Source organism: Gilliamella sp. X-46, assembly GCF_057063525.1.
In genome coordinates this window covers 43,456-55,732 of sequence record NZ_JBXSQH010000014.1, presented here as the reverse complement: position 1 = coordinate 55,732, position 12,277 = coordinate 43,456, and the positions used below count along the sequence as shown (strand labels likewise).

At 33.8% G+C, this 12,277-nt stretch carries 12 protein-coding genes; 4 read left to right on the top strand and 8 right to left on the bottom strand.

Annotation, left to right across the window (positions count from 1 at the left end; genetic code table 11):
* Window positions 1-337: 337 nt before the first annotated feature.
* The 6 genes from ACYIAJ_RS08940 to murA all read right to left on the bottom strand — a co-directional run bounded on the left by ACYIAJ_RS08940 (window position 338) and on the right by murA (window position 5,873).
* Window positions 338-1,408 carry an acyltransferase family protein gene (locus tag ACYIAJ_RS08940; protein WP_483560600.1) on the bottom strand — a complete coding sequence of 357 codons (1,071 nt, stop codon included), beginning with the start codon at window positions 1,406-1,408 and terminating at the stop codon, window positions 338-340.
* A gap of 139 nt (window positions 1,409-1,547) precedes the next feature.
* Window positions 1,548-1,799, bottom strand: coding sequence for a GNAT family N-acetyltransferase (locus tag ACYIAJ_RS08935; RefSeq protein WP_483560599.1), 252 nt, complete (start codon window positions 1,797-1,799; stop codon window positions 1,548-1,550).
* A gap of 226 nt (window positions 1,800-2,025) precedes the next feature.
* Complete coding sequence (gene pfkA / locus ACYIAJ_RS08930) at window positions 2,026-2,988, bottom strand: 6-phosphofructokinase (protein ID WP_483560598.1); 963 nt, start codon at window positions 2,986-2,988, stop codon at window positions 2,026-2,028.
* A gap of 93 nt (window positions 2,989-3,081) precedes the next feature.
* Window positions 3,082-3,978: a cation diffusion facilitator family transporter gene (locus ACYIAJ_RS08925; protein WP_483560597.1), complete on the bottom strand. Its 897-nt coding sequence runs from the start codon at window positions 3,976-3,978 to the stop codon at window positions 3,082-3,084.
* Between the two features lie 11 nt (window positions 3,979-3,989).
* Window positions 3,990-4,565 (bottom strand): DJ-1 family glyoxalase III, encoded by a 576-nt coding sequence (locus tag ACYIAJ_RS08920; protein ID WP_483560596.1) that lies wholly within the window; start codon window positions 4,563-4,565, stop codon window positions 3,990-3,992.
* A gap of 54 nt (window positions 4,566-4,619) precedes the next feature.
* Complete coding sequence (gene murA / locus ACYIAJ_RS08915) at window positions 4,620-5,873, bottom strand: UDP-N-acetylglucosamine 1-carboxyvinyltransferase (RefSeq protein WP_483560595.1); 1,254 nt, start codon at window positions 5,871-5,873, stop codon at window positions 4,620-4,622.
* A 313-nt stretch (window positions 5,874-6,186) separates the two neighbouring features.
* Here murA and ACYIAJ_RS08910 point away from each other — a divergent pair, with 313 nt between their 5' ends.
* The 4 genes from ACYIAJ_RS08910 (at window position 6,187) to can (ending at window position 9,406) form a co-directional block, all read left to right on the top strand.
* Window positions 6,187-6,384 (top strand): YbdD/YjiX family protein, encoded by a 198-nt coding sequence (locus ACYIAJ_RS08910; RefSeq protein WP_174797950.1) that lies wholly within the window; start codon window positions 6,187-6,189, stop codon window positions 6,382-6,384.
* A gap of 17 nt (window positions 6,385-6,401) precedes the next feature.
* Window positions 6,402-7,445: a CobW family GTP-binding protein gene (locus ACYIAJ_RS08905; RefSeq protein ID WP_483560594.1), complete on the top strand. Its 1,044-nt coding sequence runs from the start codon at window positions 6,402-6,404 to the stop codon at window positions 7,443-7,445.
* A 181-nt stretch (window positions 7,446-7,626) separates the two neighbouring features.
* Window positions 7,627-8,685: an FAD-binding protein gene (locus ACYIAJ_RS08900; protein WP_483560593.1), complete on the top strand. Its 1,059-nt coding sequence runs from the start codon at window positions 7,627-7,629 to the stop codon at window positions 8,683-8,685.
* Between the two features lie 58 nt (window positions 8,686-8,743).
* Entirely contained in the window at window positions 8,744-9,406 is a 663-nt protein-coding gene (gene can, locus ACYIAJ_RS08895) for a carbonate dehydratase (protein WP_483560592.1), read from the top strand.
* Between the two features lie 9 nt (window positions 9,407-9,415).
* On the opposite strand, the gene nrdG is transcribed toward can, so the two are convergent.
* On the bottom strand, window positions 9,416-9,880 hold the full coding sequence (gene nrdG, locus ACYIAJ_RS08890) for an anaerobic ribonucleoside-triphosphate reductase-activating protein (RefSeq protein WP_483560591.1): 465 nt from the start codon (window positions 9,878-9,880) through the stop codon (window positions 9,416-9,418).
* Window positions 9,881-9,897: 17 nt separating this feature from the next.
* On the bottom strand, window positions 9,898-12,033 hold the full coding sequence (gene nrdD / locus ACYIAJ_RS08885) for an anaerobic ribonucleoside-triphosphate reductase (RefSeq protein ID WP_483560590.1): 2,136 nt from the start codon (window positions 12,031-12,033) through the stop codon (window positions 9,898-9,900).
* Window positions 12,034-12,277 lie beyond the last annotated feature (244 nt).

Sequence of the window (12,277 nt, the reverse complement as noted above, 5' to 3'; positions counted from 1 at the left end):
TTAACCAAACATTTTACCGCTTTAGTTTGCTGTCTCAAGGGCTGCGTATACTACGCTACACTTTTTTATTCGTCAAGATCTTTTTTCAATTTTTCGATCTTATTTTTAACTCACTCACCGTCTGCTTTTCGCTGACTGCGTGTCAGTGGATGCGCATTATAGGGACTTAAAAAATTCGCGCAAGTATTAATTTTAATTTTTTTTCCGTTTGTTCTTTATTTGCTCAAATTGTTTTACTTAATACATTTGATACAAACAAAATAAATTTCATTAGCTATATAAAAGACAATCTAGTTTTTTAATAAAAAATAATAAATTAAAATATGAATAGCATTACTTAACGCATACCACCAATAAGATATTGCGCTTTATTTTTGAAAATCAATTTTATAATGTTAGCAATGATAACACTTAAAACTAAACTGAGTACTAAAAAAATTATAGCGCCCAATGATGCTAGCCAGCCATTATTTGTTTTAATTATGCTTTTGAGTGGAGACTGATACAATATTTGTTCAAGTTCTAACACAATAATTTCATGAATAAAATAGATTGGAAAGCTGATATTTGCCATATAAGAAAAGAATTTATAACATTTTCCTTCATTGCTTTTGTGATTTAATTTATCTAAAAAATAAAGCGCTAATATAAACAGAATAATTTTTTGTAATGTATCATAATAAAGCTTTTCAACACTTAAATGGCTTGTATAGCGATAAGCGAAAGGAACACAAAAGCATAAACCAAAAAAGAATATGACTAAAAATAAATTACTTTTTACTAATTTCATAATGGTTTGATAATTTTGTTTTATCATCATACCAGTTAAATAAACTGGACCATAATGTAATAAATTTAAAAAAGGTTGAGTAAAATCAGGTTTAGTAAACATCACAACCCAAAACATAGAAATCAAACCAGCCACAATTAAACTCTTCTTCGACCAAAAGTATAATAAAGGGGCCATTAAATAAATGATAATAATCATAGGCATAAACCATAATGGCAACAACTGTGTTCCAGTTAACATCATTTTTGTTATTGTACTAATTATGCTAGATTCGGTCGAGGAATACCAAGGTAAATCTGATAAATATTGATAATGAAAAAATATAAAGCAGAAAATAGATACCGAAATGTAAGGACATACCACAGTCTTAAACTTTGATAAGTAATATGTTCTAGTGTCAAATTTGTATGTTAGATGTTGAAATAAAAAACCTGCAATTAATACAAAAAATGTTGTGAAATTAAATGCAAATAAATTCAAAAAAGAAAATAGATAACTATCAGCAATTAAGTGAGTGTTTTTAAACACACCTAAACAGTGACTAAAAACAATCATAATAATTGCAACACCACGTAATACATGTATTGAATGAATTTTTTGCGGTTTTTCTGTTACCATTTTGGGTATTGTAAGTTAATGAAAACACATTAGCATACATTATCGCATATTCGCATAATTAGAACTACTATTTATGAAAATAAAATTTGGACAAATAATTATAATTATATATATAAAAATCAGTTAATTAAAAGAATAGTTATATTGATAACTTTTTAACAGCAAATGAACAAATAGGAATAATTTCACGCTTTTCTTGCTGTAATCGTTCAACCACAAGATCTAATAAATGATTAGCAATACCTTGGCCTCGATATGCTGGATCAATGTAAGTATGATCAATGGTAGCTTTATCATTTCCAACTCTTGTAAAAGTCATTTCAGCTATTTTTCTATTATTGACATCACAGACGTAAAAACAATCATCATCTTCTAAAAAATGTAATGACATAAAATTACCTATATACAATTGTAATTAAATTATTGTGAAACACATTTATACTTCATTAATGCCAAAAACTTTTATAGTAAGTTGAATCCAATATAAACTAATTTTAGGAAGGTTTACAAATAAACAAACTAGGTGACTATTGTAAGATTCTATGTTCAATAGTTCACCTATAATAAAAAGTTAGATCTTTATCAATACAGATTATGTTTTACCAAACAATTAACTTTTAGAATAATCGCTTAGCGGTATTGTATAGATCCATATCAAATGGGCGCTTCATATTATTAATAGCTTCAATAATATTATGATGTACTAATTTACCATTTTGTACACCAACGCTTCTACCAGCATGACCTTGTAGCAGCAATTCAACAGCATAAGCGCCCATACGAGAACCTAAAATACGATCATAAGGAACAGGAGAGCCGCCACGTTGAACATGACCTAATACCGTTGCACGAGTTTCGTGATGAACCGCCGCTTCAATATCTGCTGCAAGTTGGTTTACATCACACATATGCTCTGTAACAGTTACAATTGCATGTTTTTTACCTTTTGCAAAGCCCAGTTTAATTTCTTCGATTAGATCTTCTTTAGTATAAGAAACCTCAGGAATAATCATAAACTCACAGCCACCAGCAACAGAAGCATTTAAAGTTAAATCACCACAGTCCCGCCCCATAATTTCAATAACTGAAATTCGGTTATGCGAAGAACAAGTATCACGTAATCTATCAATGGCTTCAACTGCAGTACTAAGGGCAGTAAAATAGCCAATAGTATAATCAGTTCCACGAATATCATTATCGATAGTACCTGGTAAGCCGATACATGGAAAACCTTCTTCAGTTAATCGCATTGCCCCCATATATGAACCATCACCACCAATAACCACTAAAGCATCAATTTGATGTTTTTTTAAATTAGCAATGGCTTTTTGTCTTACGTTTTTATCTTTAAACTCTGGGAATCTAGCCGAACCAAGAAATGTACCACCACGAGTAATAATATCTGATACACTTGAACGCTCTAATTGAACAATACGATCTTCACAAAGCCCCATATAACCATCATAAATACCAAAGACATCCAATCCTTCTGCTAATGCAGTTCTTACAACACCACGAATAGCAGCATTCATTCCCGGAGCATCGCCACCACTGGTTAAAATACCTATTTTTTTTATCATATGAAACAACTCCAAATTATTAACTTTTCGTTATTATAGAGTCTTAACTGATATCTAACAATAGACAATAAAAGCTATTTTTGATTAATTTTTCTACTTCTTTATTTCGGTTGGCACAACGGAAATTGGATCTTGGTGAATAATCACTGTTGCTGGAGAGAACTCTTTAGAAATATGTTCTTCAATAGCATCGGCAATAGCATGTGCTCTAATTAAAGGCATATCATCATCTAGCTCAAGGTGCAATTGAATAAATTTCAAAGGACCTGCTTGCCGTGTTTTTAGCTCATGAAAACCTTGTACCTCAGGATATGAAGTAACAATTTCAGCAATTCTTACCTTGTCGCTATCAGGCAAAGCACGATCAAGTAGATCTTGAATAGCACGATAAGCAATATGATAAGCGTTATAACAAATGTATAAAGCAATAAACGATGCAAAGGCAGCATCAGCATAAGTAATGCCGTACCAACTTAAACAAAGTGCAATAATAACAGCAATATTCATCAGCATGTCGGAAGAATAATGTAGCATATCAGCCTGAATAGCATTACTGCTGGTCATTTTTACAACGTGTCTTTGGTATAAGACAAGAACAGCTGTAATTACAGCAGAAACTATCGAAACAGCAATTCCTAATAAAGGAAGCTGCAACTCGCTTGGGTGAATAAAAGAGCGAATACTAGAAAGTAATAAAATTATCGCAGAACCAATAATAAATGCGCTCTGCGATAATGCAGCCAACGATTCTGCCTTACCATGACCAAAAGTATGTTCATCATCTGCAGGTTTTAGCGCATAACGGACTAAAAAGAAATTGAATCCAGAAGCAAGTAAATCGATACTTGAATCCAATAATGACGCAAATAAGCTTATTGATCCCGTTAACCAGCAAGTAATCAATTTAATTAAAATTAGAAAAATAGAGATTAGAACAGCGCTCAATGTCGCTCTTTTAACTAATCTTTCATACAAATGTGAATTTGACATTTGATACCTATTTATTGATAGGATTCAATCCCTGATGGAAGAACTAACTGTTGAGCAACCTCGGCAGCTTTTGTTTGTCCTAACAATACCTCGATAATTTTTAAGGCAAAATCAATGGATGTCGCAGGACCTTGGCTGGTAATGACTTTATTTTGCTCATCATAATAAACTCTATCAGCTTTCCAGTTTTTGAATGCCTCTTTAGTGGTTGGATAACCGGTCATATCAGCATGTGGGAATAAATTATGATGCAGCAAAACCATGGCTGGCGAAGCACAGATTGCAGCAACAATACCACCACTCTGGTGTGTTTGTTTTAATTTCTCGATCAATAATGGACAGTCTCGAAAATTTTCTGCACCTTTTACACCACCGGGTAAAATAACAACGTCAAAATCAATGTATTGAATATCTAAAATCGTTTTTTTAGCTAAAATTGTTACTCCTCGGGAACATTCAATTTCACGAATATTCGAGATGCTCGCGGTAGTCACTTTAATATCGGCTCTGGTTAATAAATCAATTGTCGTGACTGCTTCTGTTTCTTCACAACCATTTGATAAAAATACCAACGCTTGTTTTGTCATTGTTGCCCCTCTTTTGAATAAGTAACTGACTCATCATATTTAATAAAATGAGATTTATTTTACCCTTTCAATATTCGCACCTAATTTTCTTAGTTTTTCTTCAATATTATCATAACCACGATCAATATGATAAATTCGATCAACCGTCGTTAAACCTTCTGCTATGCAACCAGCTAAAACTAAACTTGCAGATGCTCGTAAATCCGTTGCCATAACTTGTGTTCCACTTAATTTTTCAACGCCATGCGTAATTAATGTATTGCCTTCAATTTCAGCTCTAGCACCCATACGAATTAACTCAGGCACATGCATAAATCGATTTTCAAAAATCGTTTCTTTAATGATTCCTGTACCCTCAGCAACCATATTCAATAATGAAAATTGTGCCTGCATATCAGTAGGAAACCCTGGATGCGGAGCGGTGTGAATATTGACCGCTTTCGCTCTTTTTCCCTGCATATCTAAACAAATCCAATCTTCACCAATTTCAATTTTAGCACCAGCCTCCTTCAATTTAGAAAGCACGGAATCAAGTAAGGTAGGATCAGTTTTACGACACGTAATTTTACCTTGAGATATAGCAGCCGCAACTAAAAAAGTCCCGGTTTCAATGCGATCCGAAACGATCTCATGCACACCACCACCTAAACATTCGACCCCTTCAATTTCAATACGCATAGTACCAGCACCGGTAATTTTAGCGCCTAGCATATTCAGGAATTTAGCTGTATCAACAATTTCAGGTTCACAAGCTGCATTTTCGATTACAGTTTTACCTTCAGCTAAAGTAGCAGATGACATAATAGTCACAGTCGCGCCAACACTGACTTTATCCATAACAATATGAGCACCTTTCAGCCGTCCATTTACCGATGCTTTAACATAACCTTCATCAAGTGTAATTGTCGCCCCTAATTGTTCAAGACCCGTAATATGAAGATCAACAGGTCTTGCGCCGATAGCACAGCCACCAGGTAATGAAACTTGTCCTTGTCCAAAACGAGCAACCAATGGACCTAAAGCCCAAATTGAGGCACGCATAGTTTTAACTAAATCATAAGGCGCACAATAGTTATTAAGATGACTTGCATCAAGATGAATAAAATCATTTCGTTCACATTTTACACCTAGCTGGCTTAACAATTCCAACGTTGTGTCAATATCCTTCAGTTTGGGAACATTGCGAAGTTCTACTGGTTTTTCTGCCAAAATCGCAGCAAATAAAATGGGTAGTGCAGCATTTTTTGCCCCAGAAATAACCACTTCACCATTTAACATGGTTGGGCCTGTTACGTGAAATTTTTCCATTATTAACTCTTATGCTTGATAAATTAGCAAATATTATAGAATTTATTTACTGATAGATAAATGAATTTCATGAAAAATTTAAAATACGGCCTTCTTCTAAATCAACGAAAAATAAATAAAATCAATAGCTATCGAAATTTCATCATATTTCTTACTTTAATAACAATTACGATTAATCAATGATTGACTCAGGCTAATTAGCATCTTATATTGGAATATATTAATTTTTAAATGTAATTTAAGTTATGAGATATGATTGACAAGGATTTAATATCTCAGTATAAGACAATAATGTTCAATTAAGAGAAAAGGTATGTTTGATTCACTCGCTAAAGCAGGAAAATATCTGGGCCAAGCTGCTAAATTAATGATTGGCATTCCTGATTATGATAATTATGTTCAGCACATGAAGCTCACTCATCCAGAACAAACACCCATGACTTATGAAGAGTTTTTCAAAGAGCGTCAAGATGCAAAATATAGTGGCAAAGGTGGATTTAAATGTTGCTAACGGTTAAGGGACAATAAATGACAGACCCTATTTCATCTTCATTATTACCTGTTACCTTATTAACTGGTTTTTTGGGCTCCGGTAAAACAACACTTATTAATTATCTGTTAAAGCATAACCATGATGAGAAAGTGATTATTATCGAAAATGAATTTGGTCCAGTAAACATCGATAGTAATTTATTAAATGTTAGTGCCGAAATTCAACTTGTTGAAATGACTAATGGCTGTATTTGTTGTACAGTGCAAGGTGAACTCACTGAAGCATTACATAAATTACACGCAAAACGTTCAGTTGGTGAATTACAATTTGAGCGATTGATTATCGAAACAACTGGGCTTGCTGATCCGGCACCGATTATTCAAACCTTTTTTATTGATGATTTAATTCGTGAAACAATTCAACTTGATGCTGTTATTACTCTTGTTGACGCTCAACATATTTTAAAACACCTTAATGAACATCGTGTAGCCTTTTCACAAATTGGTTTTGCTGATCGAATTATTTTAACCAAAACTGATTGTATTAATGATGAACAAAAGGCAGAAGTCATTAACCGAATTCATAAAATCAACCATAAAGCGGCTATCTTTGAAACAGAAAAAGGTCAAATACCAAAATCGCAATGGCTTGATATACATGCCTTTGAATTAAGTGATGAGCTAACAATAAATAAAGGTTTTTTTGTTATTAATCCAACGCAAATTTTCGAAGCTGGATTTAAACCACTACCACGACAAAAACAAAACACATCGTGGGATGATAATATTTGTTCTTATCTCTTTGAAGCTGGCGAACTCGATCTAAAAAAAATTGGATCTTTTATGGAACGCTTAGTCGAACAATATGGCAACGATATGTTGCGCTACAAAGGTGTTTTAGCAATAAAAGGGAACGATCAACGATTAATTGTTCAAGGTGTGCATAAGGTCGTAGGATTTGACTATGGTTCTCCCTGGCAAAATTTATCAGAAAGAATATCACGATTAGTAATAATCAGTCGTAAACTACCATTTAATGAATTAAATCAAGCATTTTTAAAAACAATATCAGACCAATAACAAAAGTAAGCAGATCGAGATAGTGAGTCCAAATCCTGTTTTTATCCTAAAACATATAATTTATTGATTTTTTTTAAAAGTTAACTGGTATAGATAAACTTACATATCTAATAGCCACATTTAATATAATTTGCTAACATAAACACCTTTTAAAAGTGATAAAGCAAACAACAAAATTAACATGGATTACGATATCGCAATCATAGGTCTTGGACCTGCTGGCAGTACGCTAGCTCGCTTACTCAGCCCTTCTTTTAAAGTCATTGCATTAGATACAAAACATCAAGCCGGAAATGAAGGTTTCCATAAACCTTGTGGAGGATTATTAGCCAATGATGCACAAAAAGCTTTTATTAGACAAAAGTTAAATTTACCCAAAGATATCTTAACTGATCCGCAAATTTTTAGTGTCAAAACTATAGACTTACAAACCAAACTTATTCGTAATTACCAACGAAGTTACGTAAGCTTTGATCGACACAAATTTGATCTATGGCTAAAATCACTGATACCATCAAAAGTTACAGTACTCCATAATACACTTTGTAAAGAAGTTAGACGTATCATTGATGGTTATCAAATCACTTATATTGCTCAAGATAAAACAGAACACAATGTCACAGCACAATATGTAGTCGGCGCTGACGGTGCAAACTCCCTTGTTAGGCGGATGCGATATCCTCAACATACAATAAGACAGTATGTAGCGATACAGCAATGGTTTCCAGAAATGCACCCAAATCCTTTTAATTCGTGCGTCTTTGATAATGAATCGACAAATTGCTACGCTTGGAGCATTTCGAAAGATGGTTATTTTATCTTTGGTGGTGCTTTCCCCAAAAAAGTAGCAAATCAACATTTTGAAAAATTAAAAGAAAAACTATCAAAGCAAGGATTTATTTTTGGAGAACCCCTAAAAACAGAAAAATGCTTAGTGGTTTATCCAAATCGATTACGTGATTTTTACACCGGTAATGAAAATATATTTTTGATAGGGGAAGCAGCAGGTTTTATTAGTGCAAGTTCTTTGGAAGGTATTAGCTATGCTTTGGATAGTGCTGAAATTTTAAGTAAAATTTTAAACAGTGGCCATCCAAAGCCCAATAAATGCTATTACCAACGAACAATTCCACTACGCTTCAAACTTTATGGCAAAATTGTTAAGGCTAAATTATTAACAACCCCTATATGGCGTAAATTAATAATGAAAAGCAAGATTCAGCATACTGAACAATATTGATCAACATAAAATAAAAAATAGTAAAAATAATAATGAAATATATAGGAAAATATTAATTATGTTTGATGTCAAGGATTTAATTCGTTTCAACCATGAATGGTCAGAAAAAATAGAGCAAGAAGATCCAGATTTTTTTAAACAACTTGCCATTGAACAAAACCCTAAATTTTTGTGGATCGGCTGCTCGGATAGTCGTGTTTCAGCAGAAAAACTCATTAAGTTAAAACCCGGCGAATTATTTGTACATCGAAATGTCGGTAATCTTGTAATCCATACAGATTTAAACTGTTTATCTGTCGTTCAATATGCTGTAGATGTACTCAAAATTGAAGACATCATTGTTTGTGGTCATTTAGGTTGTGGTGGAATTCGTGATGCGGTTGAAAATCCTGATTTAGGGTTAATTAATAACTGGCTACTGCATATTCGTGATCTGTGGTTTCGAAACAGTTCACTACTGGGCCAATTTCCACCCGATATCCGCTTAGATGTGTTATGTGAACTCAATGTAATTGAACAAGTTTACAATCTTGGTCACTCCACAATAATCCAATCAGCATGGCAACGAGGTCAAAAAGTGAATTTACATGGTTGGGTTTACGGTATTGATAACGGTAAAATAACCGATTTACATATCACATCATCCAGCAGTGAAAATCTTGAAATTAATTATCGTGAGGCAATTTCTTATCTTTTAAATTTACATAAATCACAAAAATAACCCAATTTTTTATTTAAAACGATAAATAACTTGATTGCTACTTCCTCGCCACAATAAGCGAGGATCAGCAAGTTCTTGTACAAATTTTCCATCAATTAACACATCAATATAAGGAATAACGGCTTGTTGTTCAGCAGTTAACTCATCAAATTTATACCCTGTCCAAAGCCAGATATCTTTGTTATCGCACTCAGATTTAACGCGTTGAACCAATTTTAATATAGCTTGAATATTTTGAGGATGCAAAGGATCACCACCAGAAAGAGATAATCCTTGACGTTTTATTTCTGTATCTTGCAAATCTTTAATGATTTGATCTTCAAGTGAATGTGTAAATGGCGAACCTGAATTTACTCCCCATGTACTTTTGTTATAACAACCTGGACATTGGTGTTCGCAGCCTGCAACAAAAAGTACACAACGAGTACCCTCGCCATTCACAACATCTACGGGATAATAGCGATGATAATTCATAAGTATTACATTTATTATTAACCAATTTGACCATTATTCAAATGTTTGACTCGGCGTTTTACTTCTTCTTGTTTACCGGCATTGAATGGGCGAGCATCAGGGCTACCCAGATATCCACAAACACGGCGAGTAACAGAAACTTTTGAAGAATCATGATTACCACAACTTGGGCAAACAAAGCCTTTACTCGTACAAGAAAATTCACCAGTATAACCACACTCATAACACTCATCAATTGGCGTATTAGTTCCATAATAAGGCACTCGAGTATAACTGTAATCCCAAACATCCTCTAATGCTTTGATGTTGTTAATCATATTAGGGTATTCACCATAGCAGATGAATCCACCATTTGCGATAGAAGGATAAGCTTTTTCAAATTCAATTTTTTCATATGGGTTAACCTTTTTCTCAACATCAAGATGAAAACTGTTCGTATAATAGCCTTTATCTGTGACACCAGAAATCACACCAAATTCAGCTGTATCAAGTCGGCAGAATCGATCACATAAGTTCTCACTTGGCGTACTATATAAACTAAAACCATAACCAGTTTCATCCTTCCATTGATCTACCGCTTTACGTAAACGCTCAACAATTTCTACCCCTTTTTCACGTAATTTATCGCTGTCAAATGGATGTGTTTGATTTCCGTAAAGTGCATTTAATGTTTCATGAAGACCAATATAACCTAAAGAGATCGAAGCCCGACCATTTTTAAAAATTTCAGAAACACTATCATCTTCATTAAGTCTAACACCACAAGCACCTTCCATATATAAAATAGGTGCAACACGCGCTTTTACACCATCCAGTCGAGCAATACGTGTCATTAAAGCCTTTTTACATAGCGCTAAACGTTTATCTAAAATATCCCAAAAACGAGCTTCATCGCCTTTAGCCTCAATACCGATACGAGGCAAGTTTAAACTAATAACTCCTAAATTATTACGCCCATCATGAATTAATTGACCATCTTCTTCATAAACACCTAAAAAGCTTCTACAGCCCATTGGCGTTTTAAATGATCCAGTAACTTCGACAACTTTATCGTAGTTTAGAATATCTGGATACATACGCTTACTTGCGCATTCCAACGCAAGTTGTTTAATATCATAATTTGCATCGCCTTGCTTATAATTAATCCCATCTTTAATTGCAAAAACCAATTTCGGGAAAACAGCTGTTTTATGATTTTTACCAAGTCCTTTGATACGAACGTTTAAAATAGATTCTTGAATTAGGCGTGATTCCCAACTTGTTCCTAAACCAAAACCAAAAGTAACAAACGGCGTTTGACCATTAGCAGTATGCAAAGTGTTCACTTCATATTCAAGAGATTGAAACGCATCATAACACTCTTTTTGAGTTCGGCTTTTTGCATAATCCTCTGGGTTTGGGATATTCCACTCTTCTGCCACTTGTTTGTGTTTGTTATAACTGATGGTAACAAATTTCGCTAAAACTTCATCGATCCGATTAATAGTCGTCCCACCATAAATATGGCTAGCGACTTGTGCAATAATTTGCGCAGTTACTGCTGTCGCTGTCGCAATTGATTTTGGTGGTTCAATTTCAGCATTACCCATTTTAAATCCGTTAGTTAGCATGCCATCTAAATCAATTAACATACAGTTAAACATCGGAAAAAATGGTGCATAATCTAAATCATGATAATGAATTTCACCGCAATCATGAGCACGTGAAATATCTTTTGGTAACAAATATTGTTTAGCATAATGCCTTGCCACAATACCTGCGAGCAAATCACGTTGAGTTGGGATCACCTTGCTATCTTTGTTAGCATTTTCATTTAAAATAGCAACATTACTTTGCTCAATTAGCCCGCGAATATCTTGATTTAGCCGACTACGTTCTTCACGAGCGCGATCACGGTCATGGCGATACTCAATATAAGTTCTTGCCAATTTTTTATAAGGACCTGACATCAACTGATTTTCAACAGCATTTTGAATTTCATTGATATCAACACTTTCACGTTCGCTCATTTGATTAGTAACAACACGAGCAACAGCTACGCAATAATCTGGATCATGTACATTGGCCGCAACTGCAGCTTTGATGATGGCATCTTTGATTCGAGTTTCATTAAATGCAGTTTGACAACCATCTCGTTTAATTACTACAGGCATATATACTCCTCAATATTCATTAACACTTAGCGCTTATCGTAGGTTTTATATCAACATCAATATTCGTTGTAATTATTCATTTCTTATTAAATCATTAGTTTTTATGATATAAACCCAACCCCCACATCGCCAAACACTATATATAGTAAATAATAAATAATTATACACCATATATAGTGTTTTTCTAGATTTTTTAATAAACAAAATTACTTGACAAGTTTCAAGCCAATAATGACAAGGGTTT